General features: G+C 61.6%; 21 protein-coding genes. 7 read left to right on the top strand and 14 right to left on the bottom strand.

Going from position 1 to position 21,006, the window contains the following annotated elements:
- Nucleotides 1–162: 162 nt before the first annotated feature.
- The 3 genes from ATE70_RS18500 to ATE70_RS18490 all read left to right on the top strand — a co-directional run bounded on the left by ATE70_RS18500 (nt 163) and on the right by ATE70_RS18490 (nt 3,327).
- Nucleotides 163–705: a hypothetical protein gene (locus ATE70_RS18500; protein ID WP_231732712.1), complete on the top strand. Its 543-nt coding sequence runs from the start codon at nt 163–165 to the stop codon at nt 703–705.
- A complete protein-coding gene (locus ATE70_RS18495; protein ID WP_058539222.1) occupies nt 702–1,211 on the top strand; it encodes a sigma-70 family RNA polymerase sigma factor in 510 nt (169 codons plus the stop codon). The genes ATE70_RS18500 and ATE70_RS18495 overlap by 4 nt, the downstream gene beginning before the upstream one ends.
- Before the next feature lie 304 nt (nt 1,212–1,515).
- On the top strand, nt 1,516–3,327 hold the full coding sequence (locus ATE70_RS18490) for a hypothetical protein (RefSeq protein WP_058539221.1): 1,812 nt from the start codon (nt 1,516–1,518) through the stop codon (nt 3,325–3,327).
- A gap of 76 nt (nt 3,328–3,403) precedes the next feature.
- Here the strand turns inward: ATE70_RS18490 and ATE70_RS18485 are convergent, their stop codons facing one another.
- The 11 genes from ATE70_RS18485 to ATE70_RS18440 form a co-directional block, all read right to left on the bottom strand.
- On the bottom strand, nt 3,404–5,350 hold the full coding sequence (locus ATE70_RS18485) for an ATP-binding protein (RefSeq protein WP_082639704.1): 1,947 nt from the start codon (nt 5,348–5,350) through the stop codon (nt 3,404–3,406).
- Complete coding sequence (locus ATE70_RS18480; protein WP_058539220.1) at nt 5,347–6,618, bottom strand: SIR2 family protein; 1,272 nt, start codon at nt 6,616–6,618, stop codon at nt 5,347–5,349. The genes ATE70_RS18485 and ATE70_RS18480 overlap by 4 nt, the downstream gene beginning before the upstream one ends.
- An 89-nt stretch (nt 6,619–6,707) precedes the next feature.
- The gene (locus ATE70_RS18475) at nt 6,708–7,175 is read right to left on the bottom strand and encodes a very short patch repair endonuclease (protein WP_197411517.1); all 468 of its coding nucleotides are present in this window, start codon (nt 7,173–7,175) and stop codon (nt 6,708–6,710) included.
- Nucleotides 7,156–7,905 (bottom strand): Eco29kI family restriction endonuclease, encoded by a 750-nt coding sequence (locus ATE70_RS18470; RefSeq protein WP_058539219.1) that lies wholly within the window; start codon nt 7,903–7,905, stop codon nt 7,156–7,158. Before ATE70_RS18470 ends, ATE70_RS18475 begins: the two co-directional genes overlap by 20 nt.
- Before the next feature lie 230 nt (nt 7,906–8,135).
- On the bottom strand, nt 8,136–9,299 hold the full coding sequence (locus ATE70_RS18465; RefSeq protein ID WP_058539218.1) for a DNA cytosine methyltransferase: 1,164 nt from the start codon (nt 9,297–9,299) through the stop codon (nt 8,136–8,138).
- 2 nt (nt 9,300–9,301) lie between these two features.
- Nucleotides 9,302–9,457 carry a CopG family transcriptional regulator gene (locus ATE70_RS24945; RefSeq protein ID WP_197411516.1) on the bottom strand — a complete coding sequence of 52 codons (156 nt, stop codon included), beginning with the start codon at nt 9,455–9,457 and terminating at the stop codon, nt 9,302–9,304.
- 167 nt (nt 9,458–9,624) lie between these two features.
- Entirely contained in the window at nt 9,625–10,026 is a 402-nt protein-coding gene (locus ATE70_RS18460; RefSeq protein ID WP_058539217.1) for a hypothetical protein, read from the bottom strand.
- A 152-nt stretch (nt 10,027–10,178) separates the two neighbouring features.
- On the bottom strand, nt 10,179–10,802 hold the full coding sequence (locus ATE70_RS18455) for a hypothetical protein (RefSeq protein ID WP_231740084.1): 624 nt from the start codon (nt 10,800–10,802) through the stop codon (nt 10,179–10,181).
- Nucleotides 10,803–10,954: 152 nt separating this feature from the next.
- On the bottom strand, nt 10,955–11,893 hold the full coding sequence (locus ATE70_RS18450; RefSeq protein WP_058539215.1) for a plasmid partitioning protein RepB C-terminal domain-containing protein: 939 nt from the start codon (nt 11,891–11,893) through the stop codon (nt 10,955–10,957).
- Nucleotides 11,880–12,779: a plasmid partitioning protein RepB C-terminal domain-containing protein gene (locus tag ATE70_RS18445; RefSeq protein ID WP_058539214.1), complete on the bottom strand. Its 900-nt coding sequence runs from the start codon at nt 12,777–12,779 to the stop codon at nt 11,880–11,882. The genes ATE70_RS18450 and ATE70_RS18445 overlap by 14 nt, the downstream gene beginning before the upstream one ends.
- Nucleotides 12,779–14,350: a recombinase family protein gene (locus ATE70_RS18440; RefSeq protein ID WP_269433719.1), complete on the bottom strand. Its 1,572-nt coding sequence runs from the start codon at nt 14,348–14,350 to the stop codon at nt 12,779–12,781. The genes ATE70_RS18445 and ATE70_RS18440 overlap by 1 nt, the downstream gene beginning before the upstream one ends.
- 109 nt (nt 14,351–14,459) lie before the next feature.
- Between ATE70_RS18440 and ATE70_RS18435 the strand changes: the two genes are divergently transcribed.
- On the top strand, nt 14,460–14,819 hold the full coding sequence (locus ATE70_RS18435; RefSeq protein ID WP_058539212.1) for a hypothetical protein: 360 nt from the start codon (nt 14,460–14,462) through the stop codon (nt 14,817–14,819).
- Between the two features lie 22 nt (nt 14,820–14,841).
- Here the strand turns inward: ATE70_RS18435 and ATE70_RS18430 are convergent, their stop codons facing one another.
- Nucleotides 14,842–15,147 (bottom strand): hypothetical protein, encoded by a 306-nt coding sequence (locus ATE70_RS18430; RefSeq protein ID WP_231732725.1) that lies wholly within the window; start codon nt 15,145–15,147, stop codon nt 14,842–14,844.
- A 1,051-nt stretch (nt 15,148–16,198) separates the two neighbouring features.
- On the opposite strand from ATE70_RS18430, the gene ATE70_RS18420 reads away from it, so the two are divergent.
- The 3 genes from ATE70_RS18420 to ATE70_RS18410 all read left to right on the top strand — a co-directional run bounded on the left by ATE70_RS18420 (nt 16,199) and on the right by ATE70_RS18410 (nt 19,091).
- On the top strand, nt 16,199–16,642 hold the full coding sequence (locus tag ATE70_RS18420) for a DUF2958 domain-containing protein (RefSeq protein ID WP_058539209.1): 444 nt from the start codon (nt 16,199–16,201) through the stop codon (nt 16,640–16,642).
- Nucleotides 16,643–16,735: 93 nt separating this feature from the next.
- Nucleotides 16,736–18,469 (top strand): ParB/RepB/Spo0J family partition protein, encoded by a 1,734-nt coding sequence (locus tag ATE70_RS18415; protein ID WP_058539208.1) that lies wholly within the window; start codon nt 16,736–16,738, stop codon nt 18,467–18,469.
- Nucleotides 18,470–18,629: 160 nt separating this feature from the next.
- Nucleotides 18,630–19,091: a MucR family transcriptional regulator gene (locus tag ATE70_RS18410; protein WP_058539207.1), complete on the top strand. Its 462-nt coding sequence runs from the start codon at nt 18,630–18,632 to the stop codon at nt 19,089–19,091.
- Nucleotides 19,092–19,137: 46 nt separating this feature from the next.
- Here the strand turns inward: ATE70_RS18410 and ATE70_RS18405 are convergent, their stop codons facing one another.
- Both ATE70_RS18405 and ATE70_RS18400 read right to left on the bottom strand, forming a co-directional pair.
- Nucleotides 19,138–19,857 (bottom strand): nucleotidyltransferase domain-containing protein, encoded by a 720-nt coding sequence (locus ATE70_RS18405; protein ID WP_058801141.1) that lies wholly within the window; start codon nt 19,855–19,857, stop codon nt 19,138–19,140.
- Nucleotides 19,854–20,771 (bottom strand): WYL domain-containing protein, encoded by a 918-nt coding sequence (locus tag ATE70_RS18400; protein WP_058539205.1) that lies wholly within the window; start codon nt 20,769–20,771, stop codon nt 19,854–19,856. The genes ATE70_RS18405 and ATE70_RS18400 overlap by 4 nt, the downstream gene beginning before the upstream one ends.
- Between the last annotated feature and the right edge of the window lie 235 nt (nt 20,772–21,006).

Raw genomic sequence — 21,006 nt, 5'->3', positions numbered from 1 at the left:
TCCGGCGACTTGCCGGGACTCCCGGATTCTGGCATAATCCGCATCACGGAATGGAATGACTGGCGGCCATTTCGAGGATAATCCTGCCAGGCATCATGTAGGTCCGGCCGCGTGTCGGACGGTTGCTGATAGCCGCCCCTGCGGCCCGATAGCGAACACCGCTTGCCCATCCGCGTGCAACTGCGCGGACCGCCGCGGTGCGAGCTGCAAATGACTACCCCACATTTGAACAACGTATACGCGCGCGAAGTCGTGATGGCGCGCGTCGGGCATCTCATCCGGCGCAAACAAAGAGAAATCGAACGCATCACCCGCATTTTGCGCGGGCTGTTCGATCCCTCGCAGGTCCAGGCGCCCGAGCCGGGACGGATCAAGCGGATCATCCTAATCGGACCTTATGCGCGGCGATCTTGGTACGAAGATAGCCGGACGATCGAATTTTCCGATTACGAATTCTGGGTCGTCGTCAATCATCCCGTCTTTACCGACGAACGCTGTTGGCGACGGGCACGGGCAACGATCGACCGGGAAGTCGGCAATCGCTGCGCCGTCGACATCGAAGTCTATTCAAAGTCCGACATTCGCACGGCCAGGGCCGAGCGCGACACTTTCATCCTCGACCGGATCGAGGCCGGCATCACCCTCTACCGCGCTTCGCGGGATGCGCCGCTGCCTTCGCACGATCAGCGGGAGGAACGGTCATGACCGCCCCCGGTTCGTTCACGTCGTTCGACGAATTCTACCGATCGCAGAACGTGCGGCTGTTCCACTTTTTCAGGCGCAAGGTGGGCCGCGAGGCAGCGCCCGACCTGGTACAGGAAGCTTTCATGAGAATGCTCCGCTGTGGGGCGTTTGAGAGAGTCGAGAACCCTCAAGCATATCTGACGCGGACGGCTCGAAATTTGCTCATCGAAAGATACCGGACCTGGCGCAGGAAAGGGTGCGTTCTATATCCTTTAGATGAAACGCGGGATGCTGCAATCCAGCCCGACCAAGAAAGCGGGATTCAGTCAGCGGAATTGCGTCGAGCTTATCGACGGGCGCTTCTCGCGATGCCGCGCAGAACGCGACGGATATTCCTGATGCATAGACTCAAAGGCATGTCCTATCGGGCGATCGCCGAGCAACTCGGCATCGGCGAAAAGGGCGTTGACTATCATATGATGAGAGCTTTGGGCCGGTGCCGGCGTGCTGCCGCGCGACTGGAATAGTGGTGGGCGTTTTGACCGCTTCGCGCCGCAGGTCAGCCATTAAGGCGATGAATGGCCTGTGCCCGAAACCTGCCGCTTGTATTCGTCGGTCTATGTCGTCAGCGACGCATCTCAGCATTGCGATAAGCGCGGTGTCGGCATGCCCCCCTTGGCGCAACGAGTTAGGACACGATCCTCAGTGTGATGAATCGCGACCGGGAATATGGCGGCCGATGGTCGTCATCTGCTAGTCGGATTCATGACCAGAACAATTTTCCCACCTGACTCCGATTCTCGGGTCAAGCTTGACGCCCTTGCCTTAAACATGATCGCCGAAGCGACCTCGATCGAAAGCCCGAACATCCTCTCGGCGACCGGCTTTGCGCTCGAGAATATCTCGATCCTGCACCAGCAGATCCGCGCCACCAATCTCGCTTGGGCGCTGGGATGGACCAAGCGCGTCGGCCCAGGCGACACCGTCGCGATCGTCGGCGGCTCGTTTTCGGGGATGATGCTCGCGGTCATCCTGGCGCTGGTCAACGATGCTATCGCGCTCGTGTTTGAGAAGGAGGACGAACTGTTCGCGCGTTTCCGCGACAAGGGGCATCGGCATCTCTCGACCAATCTCAACTCCCGCGCGCTCGGCAAGAATTTTGATCCGGGCTTGTCTAAGCCTGAATATCGCTCGCCGATCTTCGCCTGGCCCGCCGGTCGGGCGAGCGACGTCGCGGCCTTCTGGACCAGCGAATATCTGGCTTCCTACGATCAGACCTTGCCGATCTTCGTCTCGCGCGAGTCCGAGGTTCGTGGGGAGATGATCAAAATCCTTCCGGGCGGGCTCGAGATCGACTTCTCGATCGATGCGCCGCATCTCGCCGCCGTGCCCGTCGATCTGCTGATCGACGCGACCGGCTTTGGTCCGGAGACTAAACTGAAGGGGGTGAGTGATTACAGCTATTGGCAATCCGGCCACCGCCTAATCTACGATCATCTGGTTACACCGGCCACCGTGTTGATCTCAGGCTGTGGCGACAGCGGCGTCATTGAGGCGCTGCAGTACGCCATGAAGGATTTCAGCCACGCGCATGTCGAAGCCTTGTGGCCGATCGGCGCCGGGCTCGAGGCGGCGATCGATGTCGGCTTGGTAGGTGCGCGGCTCGATGCGGTGTTTCGCAACGACGATATCGACCGGTTCGAGACCCCGGTCCTCTCCGAAATCATCTGGTGGCTCGACCAGCGCACCAATATCGAGCGCAATCCGACCATCCCCTGGCCACGGAGCGGCGAGTCCTGGGCGCAGCCGATCCTGGAGGCGATCGAAGCAGCGCTTGCACCGCATTATGCCGCCTTCGCGCCTGATAGCGACATCGCGGCGGCCAGCTACCAGACGCTCGAAGCGTTCGTTGAGGCGCTGCCGTTCGACGCGCAGTTCGACGCACGCGCCGCCGCGCGCCACCATGGCGATGTCTGGATCAGTCGCGGGATCGCGGCGCTTGCCGACGATATCGATCTGCCGCCTAATGTCGACGTGATCCACGCGATGGCGCGGCCCGATGTCGAGATCGTCCTCAACGGCCGCACCCCCACGGCCTATTCGCGTCAGCTCTCGCCCTACAATGTCTGGCTGATGCGGCTGCTCCTGTCCTTTCCTTCGGTACGATACGTCCAGGCCGAGATCGCCTCGGTCGCGCAAAATGACGAGCGGCGGTTCGACGTCGCCTTCAAGGACGGCGCCAGCCTCACCGTAGATCGGGCAGTCACCCGCTATGGTCCGGCACCCGGCGGCGCGGGGCTAGCGGAGGGGCGCCGCCGCGACACCCAGGGGGGCGATTGGCTGCTCGACCGGCCCTTCTATCTCGGCCACGATCCGGCCGATCCGACGCAGGGGCGCTACATCAATCCCGCCCGAGAGAATATCACGACAGCACTCGAGGCATTGGAAGCCCGCCCGACCGCCACCCACGATATCAGCAAGCGGATCGTAACAGGCCGGATCATGCTCGGTCCGAAATCGATGGCGGAAGGCGACCCAATCTACAGCGATCCGCTGCCTTGGCTTGCCGCCGAGCTCCGCGCCGGGCGTCACCCCGGCTTTGCATCAGACGTTGTTGTCGAGCGGGTGATGACGCGCCGCTAAACGCCGTCGCGTGATGAAATTTGCTCGTCCTGCGCGGCTTCTGCCGTTCTCCCAGAATTGGTTGGAGCATCGGCGGTCAGAAGGGCACGTCGTCGTCGAGGTCATCTGCGAAAAGTGGGTTGGCTGGGAGTATCGGCGGCGGCGGTGGAACAACGGCGGCTGCGGTCGGCGGCGCCGGGACAGCAGGCGCTGCAGCCGGTGGGGCAGGAACGGGTGGCTGTATTGGTGGCGGCGGTGGAACGACGGCGGCTGCGGCCGGCGGAGCCGGGATAGGAGGCGCTGGAACCGGCGGGGCAGGAACGGCTGGCAGAGCGGCCGCTGCCGCTGCACGCTCCCTGCGCCCGCGCCAGAAGCTCTGGAACTCCGGTCCTTTAGAGTCCGGCGGGTATTCGGGCGGGTGGATGAACAATGGGACTGGGGCAGGGATGTCGGGTCCGATCACCACCGCTTCGCCGGGCGCCAGCATCGGCACGAACTGAGCGGCACCGCGATCGAGATCGCCGCAGGCACGCTCGACCGTCTCGCGATCCTGGTCGTTGGTGAGCCGGTGCACGAACAATGTGCCCAGCTGGCTCATTACGTCCTGCGGAATGTCCCTCGGCCGCTGCGTTGCGAGGACGCAGGTCAGGCCGTATTTGCGGCCTTCCTTGGCGATGAGGCCGAAGGAATCGAGCTTTACGCTGGTATGCTCGTCGCCGACCGAGCGTCCGAGGAACTGATGCGCCTCGTCGAGGAACACGACCAGCGGGGAAGTCCGGAACGCGCCCGCTCTGGCTTCGGCCAGCAGGAACCGGCCGATGACGTTGAGCAGGATCTCGCGGGTGTTGTGTTCGAACCGCACATCCTTGAACGAGATGACCGCGATGTCGCGGCTGTCGTCGGCCAGGAATGCGTGCAGCTCGGTCACCAGCGACGTGCCGTTGGTCTTGAAGATGCATTCGAGCTCGCGTGAGCTGAGCAGCGTGTTGATCCGCGCGATCAGCGATTCACAATAGCCGAGTGACACCGGGTCGCCGTCACCGAAGTTGGCGGCATTATTCCTGCCTGTTCCCCAGACGCACTCGTTCTTTACCTGCTCGGCGAGGTTGGTGATGTCGAAGTCGCATGCCGGATGATGCAGCTGGGCAGCGTGTGCGTTCAGCGCGTTGAAGTAGGCGGCGCGGGGGCGGTTCGCTTTCTCGACCAGACCATTGTTGACGAACACACCCGCAGGCGGCGCCGCGGCGCTGGCCGCGACCAGCTTGAGGCTCTTGATTGCTTCCCTGAGCCTCGGCCCCTGGCTCTGGCCCGATGGCCTGAAAAGCGAGAACAGGTCATCCTCGGTGATCTGGCGATACGGAAAATGGACGCGTTTGGCAGCCCCGGCGGGTGCGTCGAACACGAAGACCTCGTCGACATTTCCCATTTCGGCGAACTCGCCGGTCGGATCGAGTACGATCGCGCGGCCGCCGGCCTTCTTCAGCTGCTCGACCAGCGTGGCCACGGTCCAACTCTTGCCGCCGCCGGTCGCACCGAACACGCCGCAATGCCGGCCGAAAATCTTCTCGGGCGGTAGGCAGACATCGACGCCGTCGGCGGCATCGATCCGCCCGATGCTGAGCGTCAGTTCGTCTTCATTGGCGACGGCATTGCGGATCAGCGTCGCCAGCTGGCTTGGTTCGGCCAGATAGACGCCGTCGCCGATCCGCGGAAAATCCGGCAGGCCGCGCCGCAGCTTGTTCGATCGCTGCTCGACCGCCGCCAGTAGTTGGATCTTGCCGATCGGATTGGTAACCGCAGATTTGCCGAGCGATGGCTCGACCGTCAGCCGTTCGCCATCAGGAATCTTGGTCTCGACGATCCGGCCAAGGATTTGGAAACGCTCGCAATCCACGAACACGAAATCGCCGACCGCGCCGAGCGACAGCCCGCGCCGTTCGGGCACGGCCGCCGCATTGGGCAGGTTCACATGCACATAGGACGCGGTCGCCTGAGTTATCGTGCCGATATAGCGTTCGGGATTGATCGGGTTGATGCGGGTCACGTTGTCGGCGTTCCCACGTCGCGCAAGGCGCGCACGCGCTGCATGTGGCGCTCGCGGTCGGTCTCGCCGACCAGGTCGGGCAGCGCGGTGACCAGATCCTGGAACCGGCCATTGACGAGATGGATCCTGGCGTCGCCGCCCGCGACCATTCGTTTGAACGCGGCAAGAAACGGGTTCTTGGGCTCGGCGACTGCGGGCATCGTCTGCGGCGCGGCGTCGAGGTCGGCCACCGGTACGAATGCCGGATCGCAGATCACCAATCGCAGCGACATATTTGCCTCGACCGCCGACAATATCGGGCGGCTGATATGATCGTCGTTGAAGCCGAACCCCGATATCAGCACCGCCGTGTCGGGCTCGCGCAGCGCCGCCTGGAATGCGCCGATCATGTCCAGATAGGGCGCCTCGAAACTTTCCTGATATTTACTCGAGCGCGGATAGATCAAGACCGGCTTCCCCTCCGGCCCTCGCGACCGGTAGATGTCTGCGGCCTGCCGACGCCAGTCGAGCGAGCCGTGAAGCTTGTAGAGGTGGAAGACATTCTCGATGTAGTCGGGCGCGTCGCGCTGGCCCGAGCGCCGAACGATGTCGAATTCAAAATGGCTCCGATCATAGACTTGGTCCAGACCGTGCGAGAAACCGTCGATAATCGTGAATCGGTGCCGCCGGGCCGCTTCCTCGAAGCAAAGATCGTAGTTGGTCGTGAACAGCTTCGACCGCGACTTGCGCACGCCCCGGCGGCCGATCTTCTGGATTAGCCCGGCATGGGCGTCGAGGTTGGTCGTGCGATCGACAAAGTCGACGCGTGCAAGGATCGCCTGTTCGGCGCCTTCCACAAAATCGTGAATCTTGATGTAAGTCGGATCGTTTACCGCAGTCTCGTGCAGCTCGAGGTAGAGTTTGCACAGCGTCAGCAGCCGCTCAATATTGTCGTCGATCTTGGCGCTGGCAAAGGTGTCGCATACATCCTTGAACGCCGCCGCCCCGACCTTTGTCTGGACGGCTTCCCACACGTCCCACATGCCCGCCGGCGACAGCTTCGTCGCATCGTTCGCCGCCGCGAACGACGACCCGGTACCACTCAGCACGACCACATTGGTGGCGTTGAGGACATTGAGGAGTGCGCTTTCGACGGTGCGCTGTGTGCCCGCTTCCTCGATGCGCTCGCCGTCTACGCTCATTTGGTCCTTGAACAGCCGCCAGCCGTCGCCGGGCACGAACAGCCGTAGATGTGCAGCGTCGGCTGTCTTGCCATTCCAGTACGTCATCTGTCCCCCAACCCCATTCTCGTTATTGGCCGGAACACCTAGCATCTTTTGCGGCACGGGACAGCACGCGGGTCTAGATTCTTTGATAACTATTGCCTTGCCCGATAGGGAGATTTCGCCTGTGATCGTCGCGGGTTCGGCGCGGCGAGACATTGGTGCGCGAGCGCCGTGAGCGTATGTTCGGAGATTTCGCACTCCCATATCACTCTGACGTCCCAACCGGTGGTGCGCAGGGCGGCCTCGTTTCGCTCGTCACGGGCTCGATTGCCTTCAAGCTTGTTCTGCCAGAAGTCGATCCGGGACTTGGGCATGCGTGCTAGTTTGCAGCTGGGATCGGGGTGACGGTGCCAAAAGCAGCCATGCACGAAGATCGCGATTCTCCGCGAGGGAAGGACGATGTCGGGTTTGCCGGGAAGATTCTTAGCGTGGAGCCGATAGCGCAAGCCCGCGGCGTGAAGTGCGCGTCGCACCCGCATCTCGGGTTTGGTGTCGCGCCCCTTGATCCGGGCCATCTGCGCGCTGCGCGCTGGGTCGACGTCAGTCGTCGGCTTCCTCATCAGTCGGTCCTTCGACATCCCCAAGCGGCGATACTTCGGGAACGTCCAAGTTGCCATCCTGTTGCCGGAACGCCGCGATCATTTCCTCTATCAGCGCCGGATGGTCCGAACGAGGGGGGACGCGGTTTAGCACTCCGCGGATGCGCGTCTCGATCTCCGAGACGGTGAGAGAGTCCTCAAGCTCCTCGTCAAGCGCCCACAGACGACCTTGATGGACCACGTCCCACGGGGAGCGCTTGTTCTTTCGCGTCTTCGCGGCATCGCCATGCTTGCTCATTCCCCAGCATGCCTTGGTATCCGAGTTCCAAAGGGGCCAGAACATTCCGATCAGATGCTTCTCCGCGACAAGCTGGGCATTGGTCGCGCAAACGAGCCGTCGACAGGAGAAGTCGGCCAAACGGATTGGGTGGGTCACTATTTCGGGGTTTCCGAGGGCATAGCTTTCCGCGGTCGCGATCGTTCCGGCATGTTCGAGCAGCCTCCCGGTCAGACGCGGCCCCTGTTCGCGAGGAGTGCTCGCATCACGCGCGGAGGGATCGGCCTTCCCGACATAAATCGGCGTCTCCGTCCCGCTGATCGCCTGGTAGAGCGGATGATCGCCTTCATAATAGATCGCGTAAACGCCCGATCCATAGGCGGGCTCGACACGTCCGAGCGGGACGCGGGGCTGTGCGAGAAGCGCGATCGCGACCATGCGACCGGCGGTCTTCGGATCTGATGGATCGAACATCGTGAGAGGTGTAGCGATCGGGTCGGTGTTGGCGCGCGCTGCCTCCGTCGCCAGCGCGTGCGCCTCTAGTCCGGCCCTGATACGTCGCGTCACGGCAGGCGAGCTATTGGCTTTCGCCGCCTCGACAACGTTCGCGAGCGCGTCGTCCAGCGTGTCTAGGGCGATTCGGTCCGGGGATTTTCTTGCCATGGGCGCCCGTCATAGCGTCCCATCGCCTCGCCACAAGTCCGCTAGGCGACGGCGCGCCTCGTCAAGGTCGCCTGACCTCGCTCAATCATGCTCGCGACCCATTTGCCGGCCTCCTCGCCCAGCTGAGCGGGGACCGCGTTGCCTAGCTGCCGCATCGTTTCAGACCAAGAGCGCGGGAACAGAAAGTCATCGGGAAGACCGACAAGGCGAGCCGCTTCGCGCGCGGTGAAATAACGCACCGAACCATCATCCCGAACCATCATATTCTCACCGCCGGGCACGCCATGATCGCCAGCTTTGAGGGCCTTCGCCGGAAGATCAAGCGGGCTCCCTGTGTGGCCTTTGTAGACGCGAGCGCCCGGCTGCAGGACATGATTGTCGATTCCTGTGGGGTCGCCAAGATCCCGGAAGCAATCGCGAACCGTGACCCAAGGCAAGCCTTCGGGAACCTCATCGGCGGCACGGAGCGCCGCGACGCGGTTGTGGTCGCGATGAAGCTCGGGCGCGACGCGCGCGCGCAAGCCATGGCGCCGCCAATAGTCGCCAGTCACATATTGGTCCCACAGTAGGCGATCGCGTGAATGGGTCGCGGGCATGGCCGCCGGATCGACGCCGAGCTGAGCCGCCAAGCCAAAGATCAAAACTCGATAGCGGATTTGCGGGGCGCCATAGTCGGCGGCATTCACCAGCTGCCAACGCACGCGATAAGCGGGCGGTCGGCTTGATGCTTGCAAGCGGTCCCGATGCGCGTCGAAATCCTCGCCCGCGCGGCGTGTGTCGCCCGGGTGTCGAAGATGCTCAGCGACCCACTCGAGATAGCCGCGAAAGCGCGGGCCAGTCAGATTGCGTACATTCTCGAAGAGGAAGGCTTTGGGAGCGGCTTCGCGAACGGCGCGTATCGCCTCGGGCCACATGTCGCGTGTGTCCTCATGGCCGCGTTTCTTGCCGCCAATCCCGAACGGCTGACAGGGTGGCCCACCTGAAATCAGATCCAGTTCACCATGATGCGTCGCCCACTCGATGTCGCGGACATCGGTCAAAGCCATCGGCCAGTGCGCGACATGCTCGACATTCCGCGCTTTGTTATGAAGCACCGTGGCCACAGCATCATCATCGAATTCCGCCATCAAGGCGTGACCGAAGCCAGCTCGCGACAGGCCGAGTGCCAAACCGCCGCAGCCGGCGAAGAGTTCCGCGCCCCGCATGATCAGCGACCGTTCGCGGCGCGAAGCACCGAGCCCTCGCCGATTTCATCGAGATATTGCTCTAAGGCGCGGCGGACAATCCAAGCCTCCGTCACACCTTCGCGGGCGGAGACACCTTCAAGCTGCGATTTGCGCGCGACGGTGAGAGTGGTCGTCACCCTCCGTGCATTCAAGCCGTCTCGTCCCATGCGCCCGCCCTTCGAAAATCCGCGGCATTTTGCCGCGGATTGACTCACCTTATCAAGGTGTCGAATCAGGCGCAAGGGGTAGGAACAAATAGAGAACATTTTTCCCTCACGCGGAACCTATGAAATGCGCTCGCGCGTTAGAACAGGTGTCCATCATTCGACGCGAGAAGATCACCAAGCATCTTGCCCCATCCATCTACAGCGGGCGCGGTAAAGGACGCGCCAAGCCGTTCCTCATTTCGTGTGGCGATCTCGAAATGGCGGCCGAACAGCGCGTCGCAGTGAGCGCACCCGTTACTGAAATAGGAACCACCGACGGTCGCGCTGTGGCGAAGTTTCAGCGGCCCCAGATTGGCGATGGCTGACAGACAGTCCGATAAGGTGGCGGCGAGTTGCGGGAACTCCGTGAAGTCGGCGATGTCGCATTCGGCGGTCTCATCACCCCGCGTCAGTCGGATTGCTGACGCGATGATGAACTCAGCCCCGCATGACCAACAATCGACGGTGGCCACTTGGGCGTGGATTTCTATCTCGTTCATGGCTCCTTATGGATCATGCGCGGGAATAGTGAATGAAACGGAAGCCTCCATCGCGGTCGGCACTCGTTCCGGCGGGAGTCCGGCGCCCGAGACGGCATCGATAGCGTCGGCGGAACTCGTTGTGGTGGCTCCGCGCTGCTCATCGCTCACTATTAGTCATATTCTCGGCGCAGCGATTCGCGCTGCAACAAGAGCTGCGAGTAGCGGCGACGAAACTCAGCCTCTTCATCTCCGCGAAGCGGGTTGCGGTCGAGCGCAAAGGTACGACCGCGGATGACGTCCAAGATTCTGAACTCCTCGGCCGGCACCGCCGGTAGCGCTCGAGTGAGCAACCATAAGCCCAGTCGCGCGGCAGCTTCAGAAAGTTCGGGGTTCGGCGCGAAATAGGGATATACCGCGCGCTCGGCATCAAGACCGTCACGGACCGACAATATACTGTCGATCTTAATTGTCGCGTCGAGGCCGGGGAAAGGAAAGTAGGCTTTCAACGCCCTACCGGGGCGGAACGGTTCATTCGTCCACCGGCGTCGCTGATCCCACCAAAGCAGGAAGCCTTGCCGCAGCTGAGGATAGAGGTTGGCTCTTGTTCCGTTCGCCGCGATCCGGGCGTCGGCCAGTTGATGCAGATCGCCGGTTCCGAACACGTGGGTTTTGGCGTCCGCCCAAAAAGGCGCATAGAAATCGCCGCCCGACCCACCCTCTCCCGCTTCGCGAGCTAGCTGCTCGCGAATATCCTTGCGAAGCTCCGACTGCTGTTTTGCCGCATCGAGAAACATGATCTTGAGCAGCTTGCGAAGATGAATTTGGTCTAATGCCATAAGTCCCCCGCTTCATTATCGCTGATCACAGCGCTTCGGTCGAGAAACTATTACATCCATAATAGAACCGTAATTCATTGCTTACGGCAAAGAGTCTTGCAGGGCTGAAACTATACGGCAGGCGCAATTTGAGGCGGAGACGGTTCGGTTGCGACAGTCAAGGTTTCGATCTCGGCAATCCGCTCAAATTCGGCGAGATAATCCTGGCGGTAGCGTGTGAGCCAGCGGGAGATGTTGGGATTGGCGAGCAGCTTTGACAGATAGCCCCGCGCAAGCGTTAAGTGCAGATTGTCGATACCGTAGCTGTCCTCCACTGAGGTGATCCTTGTCTGCAGAACCGCGAGTTCGCGTTCCATTCGCGCGATCTGCTGGCCGTCGGGAGTTGCAGGCCGGCCCGGCCGACCCTTTTGCTTTACCAGTTGGTCCGGAGACGTTGCCGCAAGCAGTGCACTGGCAAATACTGAGCTGAAGTTATTCTGCCCGGCCATCAGGTCCGCAGCTTCAATCTGGCGTAGCGGCGACATGCGTCGGAGAAGATCAAATACCTTGATCGAGCAGTTGGTATCCTTCAGTTTTTCGGCGACGTCCGCGCTAATCCCATCGAGAAGGCGGAAGCGCTTCACAACGGTGTCCGCTTCCAGCCCCAGCGCCTCTGCGATCTGGGCGGGCGCGACGCCACGCTCCACTGCCCGAACGATCATCCGATGCTCCTGGACGGGGGGCAGCCGACTGATCCGCTTGTTGTAGGTATAGGTATCTTCGTCGGTCGCCAGCAGGCACTCGACTGTGTCGATGCCCAACTGCTTGAGCGCTTCGATACGCAAATGTCCATCGAGCAGATAATAGCGTCCGTCATGCCCCGGTGCGGGGATCACGGCGGGCGCTTCGACCAACCCGATCGCTTTGATGGAGCAGAGTATCTGAGCGTATTTGCCGCTTTCTAGCGCGCCTTGCCGCAAACTCTTGAGCGGAACGATCGCGTCGATGGATACGGTGACGAAATCCCGGTCGAACGCGGCACGGACCTGGCCAACTTCAGTCTGCGACATGGCCAGCCATCCTGAGTTCGAGCCAGCGCGGCACCTGATCGAGACTCTCGGCGCGCAGCATCGTGCGGAAGCCATCATCGGACAGGAGTTCCCGCATCGCCTCGACCACGAACAACAGACGGGTCTGCGCAAATTCCGATTTCTTGACGAGCAGTCGCTGTTTTTCCGCTTCGCGCTGGTAGATTTCCATGAGCTGGCTCGCGGTCAGCCGACGCGAGTTCCTTTTTCGGCCGAGCCGCCCATGAGCCACGCCCTTATTGTGCGCTTCGAGCCGCGCTTCCAAAAGCCGCCGGACCGCCGTTAGCTTCTTGCCCCTCAAATCGCCTTTTTCGTATGCGTCGAGGAGGATGCGCTGCGCCTCGTCCGATTCCGCGCGTGAAATTTCGATCGCGAGCGTGATCGGAATGAGCCCCGTCTCGACGGCGGCCAGCAACCGTTCCTCGCCACGGGAAATGAGGTTCAACACCAGATTGACCCATGAGGGCGAGACGCCGATCTTCTCTCCGATCGCGGTTTCCGTGTGTCCGCGCTTCCGAAGCTCCCCGACTTCCCGGATGAGGTCGATCGGCCGGTGATGGCGCCGAGCGATATTCTCGACAAGGCTCATCACCAAGCATTCGCTCTCTGTCGCTTCGATGACCACGGCGGGAATTTCCGACTGCCCGAGCAGCTGGAACGCTTCGAGCCGCCCCTCGCCGCAAACAAGATCATAGACCGGCCCGTCCTTGCCGGTTCGCCGACTGACGGTAATCGGACGTTTGAGCCCGATCGTCTCGATGCTGTCGACGATCTCGCGGTGCTGCCTTTTGTTCCGCCCGCGCGGGTTGAGGATGTTGATCTGCGAAATGGGAACCATCTCGATATGCTGGGATCGCGACGCTGACATCACGCGGCCTCCGGCAGGCAGACGGGCGCCGCGATGTGATACAGATAGTCGAGGCACTCGAACCGATAGGCATCGAGTCCAAGTCCATTCTCCTCGGCTAGCCGTAAGCGGCTTGCCGCGACGTCGATCCGCGGAAACAGATAATAGTCGAGCGGCTGCCGGTTCATCCGATCCATCCGGACAACGATGGTAATGTCGGGAAGAAGGGCCGTGTCGAAGCGAGGCTTCCAGCGCAGCAAACCGGTCGGTGTCGAGGTGCACCGCGCGATGATCACCGAAAGGCTGAATTCGCGATTGACGACGAGCCGTTCGCCAGCGGTGTCGCGCTCGACCAGGCTGCCCATCGCCCCCAGCCCATCGAGGACTCCTTTGATCACGTCAGGATGGAGCTGGCGGAGCGCCCGATTGATTTCGATATATCGGTAATCATGATCCGGCCGGTAGCCGACCAGACTATAGGCCTGGAGCAGGCTCCCGAACCGGGAGCCATAAGCACTACTCGAGGCCATGCTGTCGCTTTCGTCGATGATCAGTCCCGAAAGCAGCCCCCGGCGTTCGTAGAGCTGGCGGAGCGAACTCAACATCTCCTCGTCGCTCAGTCGGAAGGAGCGGGTGCCGATGATCGACCGCGCGGCCTCGAAGAGGTCGCGTTCGACGATTGCTTCGAATGCGCCCTCGGCTCGAATCCAGATTGAAGGATCGTTGCGTACCCGCTTTTTCTTGAGCTTGAACGATTGCCGGTTCCAGACATTGTCGCCCGTGTATTTCTCGTTGATCAGCAACTGGTGCACAGTTCCGCGGGTCCACGGACGGTCGAGATCGGTCCGGATGCCGCGGCAGTTGAGCGTGTCGGCGATTTGCGCCTCACTGCGCCGGTCGTGCACGAACGCCCGATAAACGTCGCGCACGACTTCCACTTCCTCCGCCGGACCCAGCGTCAGGATCACGCGGTCGGTCTGGATACTCTTGTGCTCGCCGCGTTTCAGCACGCTTTTTACTTGGCCCCGCTCGTCGAGAAGCGTTCGACGCAATCCGAACCCCGCGCCGCCGCCCTGACGGTAACCTTTCTCGATCAGCCGCCCCTGTCCCGCGAACACCTTCGCCGAAAGCTCGCGGCTATATTCGCCCGCCATCGCTCGCTTGACGCCCTTCACGATGGTCGAGACGGGGCTGCCGTCATTGTCGAACTGCTCGGCGCAATATTCGACGGCTATCCCGGCGCGCTTGCAGATATATTCGTAATAGGCGCTTTCATCGGCATCCTGGAACCGGCCCCAGCGACTGACATCGTAGACGAGGACCATCGTGAAATCGGTCGTTCCGGCCTGCACGTCTTCGATCAACTGCTTGAGGGCATCGCGCCCGTCGATGCTGAGCCCGCTCTTTCCGGAGTCCGCGTAGGTACGGACGATCTCAATCCCCCGCGCCGCCGCGTAATGCCGGATCGCGTCACCCTGATTTTCGGTGGAATAGCGCTGGTGGTCGGTGGACATACGGACATATTCGGCCGCGCGAACGGACGGCGGGACCGGCTGGCCTTTGGGGACTTGTTGTTCGGGCCAATTTGCCAACTTCACCGCCCCCGACTTCAGAGAGGATGGCTCGAAGGCGCCGTCTATTCAGCGCCTTGCGAGTCGATGACGTGCATCGGGGCGAATATAGACGGCAAGGAGAGGTAAGATGTTGCCGAAAACGGGCAAGGATTTTCCGTACCGCCAAGCGGACATCACGTTCGCCGAACTGGTGTCTGTCGCTTTGATCGAGGACGTGGGTAAGACCCATCGCGCCGTGAAGACGCTCATGCGCTGGACCGGCGCCAGCGAGCGATGCGTCAAACACTGGCTCGCGGGAACTCATGCGCCGTGCGGATCGCATCTGCTGGCGCTGATGCGGCACTCGGACGAACTGCTTCGTCATTTGCTGATCGCGGCCGGTCGCCCCGAAGCCGCCGTTAGCCTCGAGCTAGGCGTGCTTCGCTTCAAGCTGCGCGAACTGCTGATGCTGATGGATGAACGGCTGTCCGCGCCAGTGCGACACTAACGCGGACGAGCCGGTGTGCCTGTCATTCCCCCGGGAGGGTGTTTGTCGACGCATAATCCTTGAACTTGTCGGTGAAGTTGGCGTGATAATCGTCGATCTGCATCTGGGCATTTTCTTCGGCGTCGGCCTGGGAGTCCCCGCCGGCACGATTGGTTGCAGTGACCGCAGTCTTGAAGGCGGACTGCTCGGTCTCGCAAGCCGACTTCACTGAAAGTTCGAACTCGCCTTCGCCCACTTTCGCCTCGAGCTGCTTCTTGAGATGCTCCCGCAGGCATTTGGTGAAAGCGGCGCGCGTCGAGTCGACATTGCCAGCTGGCGCCGGCGCCATAGCGGCCAAGAGAATTGAAGCGATTAGCATCCTGCGACTCCCCATTGCAGATCTTGTTTGTGGCCAGAATTTTAGCTCAGAAGAGCTCAAATGTGGAGAAGCATTTTCAACTCGCAACGCTGGCTCTCGGGTGACTCCAAGATCTATGCAACCATCAGCGAGCCCGCGCGATGAAGGAAGCAAAACCGCAGCATTTGCATTCGCTGCCAGCCTTTTGGCCGGCGCGATGGGTGCCCGGTCCCGGGCCCCTATCCCTTTCGGGACCGGGTCGGGCACCAATATCCTATTTCGCGCTTTTCGCGGGTAAGGCCGGTTTCCTACAATATTTCTCCATGTCATACCGGGAGCATGGGCAAGCGAAGTAGAAAACGGCGAGACCGAGCGCTAGCAATTGAATTCTGGATTGCGACGCTGCTCGTCGGGGGCTCATTCATCGTTGGATTGGGCAAGGCGCTTGGCTATCTGCTTGGCCCATAGCGACGCGCCAGCCCGCCAGAAAATGGAGCAAGTGGGGAAAGCCTTCCCCTGACGGCCAGCCTATTGTCCGTCCGCACCCCTTCCGCAGGGGCTGGCCGCCCCCGCGACGCCCCCGATATTGGACGCGGTTGCTAATGAGCGCTCGCTGCCGGCGGCAGGCGCCGACAGGGATCGCGCGTCTGTCCTGACCGCGCTGCGCACTCGGCCGGCTATCTTGGCGGTGCGGCGGCTAAGCACATCTGCGCACGCACCCCGCAACGCCCGCGGCCGGTCCGAGAGCGCGATCCTACTCTTAGTCCGCCGTCGCGGCGGATCAGTCGTCATGGCTGACGAGGATAATGGCACCGCGCAGTGCGCGGCGGCGTTTTTGATCGGCCTCCCGTCTGTCGCTGGGTTGGCCGGCTCTCCCCTCTGGACGCGTCCCGGCGTCCCGCAAGCCGCTGCGCGGCTCTTCCTCTTCGTTCCAGCCCTTCGGGTGCGGGCCGCCGTCCTGGCCGCGCCCGGCAGGTCGTTCTCGCCGCCCACCCCCGCTCCGCCGGGGGCCTGATGGTTAGGGGGCGGAATGGAGGATGACATGGGAAAGACCAACGAACGCCGTGATGGAGGCAAGCTCCTGTCCGCTGAATTGCATGCCGCCTTGCGCACGAATGACGAGGCACGACGGGCTGCCGTGATGGCGGGTGCGGCGGAGCCGGACTTCGTGCCGGTTGCCAAACTCTTCTCGCCCGTCGGCGCGGCGACGTGGCTCGCGACCGAATTGGGGGAGGATGGCGATACGCTGTTCGGGCTGGCTGATCTTGGGTTCGGCTGTCCTGAACTTGGTTCGTTCAGCCTGTCCGAACTCGCGTCGGTGCGGCTGCCCCTCGGTCTCGGTATCGAGCGCGATCTGGGCTTTGCATCCGAGGTTCCGCTGTCAGGCTGGTCCGCTGCGGCGCGCCGCGCGGGGTCGATCATCATCGCCGAACAGAATTTCCGTCGCGCCGAGCGTGGCGACGAGCTTCCGAAGCCCAAGGGCTGAGGCTGACGCGGGCGGCGCGTTTCGCCGTCATCCATAGTCGGTCCCGCCACGCTTCAAGACACAACGGGACCGACGCTCACAAGGAGCAAGACCATGAAACTCGACTTTATCGATCTTGGCAAGCTGTCGATCAGCAAAACCAACATGCGCTACGCCAAAAAGGCACCCGACGTGACTGACATTTTGCCAACCGTTCGCGCGCGGGGCGTACTCGTTCCGCTGATCGTGCGGCCGAATTGCGCCGAGGGCGCGTTCGAAATCGTGGCGGGAGCGCGGCGCTTCACCGCTGCGACCATCGTCGCGGGTGAAAAGGGCGAGGCCGAGCCGATGCCCTGTGCGATCCTTGAAGAAGGCGATGATGCCGCCGCGCTCGAGGCCTCGCTGATCGAGAATGTCGCGCGGCGCGATGCCGACGAAGTGACGCAATGGGTCACCTATACGCGGCTGGTTCGCGAGGGGCGCAGCATCGCGGATATTTCCGATACGTTCGGGATGCCCGAGGCAATGGTGAAGCGCATTCTCGCGCTCGGCAACCTCTTGCCGCGCATCCGCTCGCTCTATGCGAAGGAGAAGATCAGCGCGGGCACGGTGCGCCATCTGACAATGGCGTCAAAGTCGCAGCAGCGCGCATGGCTGGCGCTGTTCGACGACCCGGAAGCCTATTGCCCACAGGGTCAGCAGCTCAAGAACTGGCTTTTCGGCGGCGGCGCGATCAGTGCGGCCCATGCCCTGTTTGACGTCGAGGCGAGCGGCCTTGCGATCATTGCAGACCTGTTCGAGGACGATCGCTATTTCGCGGACAGCGACGCATTCTGGAGCGGGCAGTTTGCCGCCATCGAGGAACGCCGGTCGCGCCTTCTTGACGAGGGCTGGAGCGAGGTCGTCGTCCTGCCCAAGGGCGAATATTTTCGCGAGTGGGAGCATCGCCACGCCGCCAAGCGCAAGGGCGGGCGCGTCTATATCGAGGTCCGCGAGAGCGGCGAGGTCGATATCCACGAGGGCTATGTCACCGCGAAGGAGGCAGCGCGGCTTGAAAAGGGCGAGAAGATCGAGGCGGCGACTAAGACATCGCGTCCGGAACTGACTTCGCGGATGCAGACCTATGTTGATCTTCATCGCCATGCCGCCGTGCGCGCTGAACTGACCGGTCATCCGGCGGTCGCGGTGCGGTTGATGGTTGCCCACGCCATCGCAGGTTCGCCGCTCTGGAATGTGCGGGTCGAGCCGCAGTCGGCGAAGGATGACGATGTGCGCGAGAGCGTCGAGGTCAGTCGTGCCGAGACGGTGTTCGACGAGAAGCGGCGCGCGGTGCTGGCGCTGCTCGGCTTCGATGCCGAGGAACCCACCGTGACCGGCGGCAACTCCATGCCGCTCGCGGACCTGTTCCAGCGGCTGCTCGACCTGCCCGACCGTGCGGTGATGGACGTAATCGCCATTGTCATGGGCGAGACTCTATTCGCCGGGAGCGCGGCCATCGAGGCGGTGGGCCTCCATATCGGTATCGACATGACGGCATGGTGGAGCGCCGACGACGCTTTCTTCGCCGGTCTTCGCGACAAGGAGGCGCTGACCGCGCTGGTTGCCGAGGTCGGCGGAGCCGAGGTTGCCGCCGCCAATGCCAAGGAAAAGGGCGCGACCTTGAAGACGATCATCCGCGACCATCTGGACGGCACCAACGGCCGGACAAAGGTCGAGGGCTGGGTCCCGAGATGGATGGCCTTCCCGCCCGCCGCCTACACGGCGCGTGGCAGGGTTGGGACCGTGACGGCGCATGGCGAATTGACTGTGTCGGACGCCGAGAACGAGCCGCAGCGCGAAGCCGCGTGACGGTCGCGGGCGGCGGCGCGTGCCGCCGCCCATTCAATCCGGGCGAAAAATTCGCGCGCCGCGCGCCCTGAGGGCGCACGGCGCGATACCCTATCGGTCAAATAGTCGTGGCCGGACGGCAAGGCAGGCGATAGGGCGTGGGTCGAAGAGGAGATAACCGATGGCCGAAGACATTCAGGATATGTTGCTCACGCTGACCGCCGATATTGTCGCGGCACATGTATCGAACAACAGCGTCGGCCTCGCCGATCTTCCCGATCTGATCACCCGCGTTCACGGCGCGCTTGCGGGGCTGGGTTCGCCGGTTGTTGAGCCGGTCGAGGAACAAAAGCCAGCAGTCTCGATCCGTTCATCGGTCAAGCCCGACTATATTGTCTGTCTCGAGGACGGAAAGAAGCTGAAGATGATGCGCCGTCATTTGATGACCGCCTATGGCATGACGCCCGACGACTATCGTGCGAAATGGAATCTCCCGAAAGACTATCCGATGGTCGCGCCGAACTATGCCGAGACGCGGCGGGCACTCGCCAAATCGATCGGTCTTGGCACCAAGGGACGCGGCGGCGGTCGTAAGCCCGCTGCGAAAGCGGCCAAGGCTCCGGCGCGACGCGGGCGTGCCTAACGCGCGTGCTGCGCTGCGCCCTGCCAATCAGCATCGACCAGGTCGCTCATCGATAATCTGTGGCGTCCGTTACATTCCGCAATGATTTAATAGTCTGCAGTCCGAAATCGTTTTCACTTGCCTCAAAGAGTGCCCGAAATTCATCAATCGTGCTCGCAGCCTCGTTCCACGGCGCAACCCAGCGCGATAGAAATGAATCCAAGCCTATCAAGCCATCAGGGCGAAATTCCGCATCGTCCTTGAGGGCGATAAGCGGAACGGCTTCCGGCGCGCAAAGCAGGCTTGTCAATTCTCGCGTAGCAAAGACTGGTGCGCCAATTTCCATCGCCTTGGCTATCAAGATTGTCCGCACAACCCAAGCGATCCTGCGGTTAATGAGAACGTTCGGCATACGATGGTGGAATTGTAAAACAAACTTTCCAATCTGCGCGGCCAAGTCGATCTCACGACCGTATGACTGCTTGGGCGAGAAGCACGTTCGCAATGCTTTCAGGAGGGAACGCGGATCCCAGATCTCCTTGGCCTCATGAACCAGATGGCTTACGAACAAGTCTCCTTGCTCGGCTTTCCGCAGAAGGTAGTCGCAAGGATAGACAGCCAGCGCGTGCATGCCGAGCCGGATCGTATGGGGTTGCGACCCCTCAGACCAAACAAGAATATCGTAATCGGATTCGGCATCCTCATCGCCGCGCGCTCTGCTGCCAAACAGGGCGAACCCTATGACCGGGTCGCGCCAATCTACTGCATGTAGGTCTGCCAAATTCATTGCGGCTCAACGCCACCTTGAAGTGCCATAACGCTCATGCGCCTCGCCGATAACCTCAGTTCCTCCAGTTCATCATTATTAAGCAGCACGAGGTGGCGTTTGCGCTTGTCGATACCGTCATCTGCGAGGTGGTACTCTGAGCGAAGATAGAAAAGGAGCGCCAATCGGCACGGCTTCTCTATCTCCTCGCCCTCGAAAGCGAATTCGCGCCGAACCGCTTCCTGCTCTTCGGCGGGGAGTTCGGGGTTTGGTCGCAGGCGCAGCCGTCCAATTGACTTCCATTCGAAGTCGAAGCTCGGGTCGATCGAACTGTGACCGCTGAGTTCGACGTTCTCCAACCGCCCGAGGTTGAAATCCCGAAAATCACCATTGCCCGCATCGTATGCGCGTATGTGCCAGCGGCCCGCCACGTAAGCGAGTGAATGTGGTGCGAGCACCCTCTCCGTCGCGGGCTTGCCGCTCATCGTCCAGTACTTGACCCTTATCTGGCGACGCTCGTTGATCGCAGTGGTCAACAGCATGACCAGTTCGTCACTTAGGGGCCGTCGGCGAAGCTCCACGACTTCAATGTCGGGCACGGCCCCAAACCATGTGTGATTCTTATCAAGCCATCCCAGCTTCAGTGCCTGCAACTGGAGGAGATATCGATGCGCCTGACCGGTGACGAAGACTGGTTCAAAGGTTTCGGTGCGCACGAAGCACTTAGCGTGCTGATCGTAGGCCATGCTGTGAGGAGCGAACTCAGCAAACTTTTCCAGATCGTTGGAGGCCTGCTGCGCCGAGATTTTGAAGTGCTCTCGCAAGTCTGATCGATTGATCCGGCCATCCCAAAAGAGCCGAAAATCAATGAATTCGAGTCGGCGGCGCAGCCCCGGCTTCAGATCGTCGATCGTTTCCGCATCATCTTGGCTCATGCATAACTCCACAACTTTATGTGCCTATCACAACCAAAAACTTGACTGGTATGTCGAATATAGTCACAGATAGTCTGTATCGCACGACTCGTCAAAGTGATCGAGCCCAAGTGACATGGCACTGCGCTGTGCCGGGCCAAGCATCAAAGGCGAGCGATGCAATTTAAATTTGGAGGAAGGACACATGGAGCCATCGTCCCGGGAAATCCTGACCGAGATCGGCAGGCAACTGGAC

Source organism: Sphingopyxis sp. H053 (assembly GCF_001468225.1).
Classification (GTDB): Bacteria; Pseudomonadota; Alphaproteobacteria; order Sphingomonadales; family Sphingomonadaceae; genus Sphingopyxis.
This window is presented reverse-complemented; position numbering and strand designations above follow the sequence as displayed.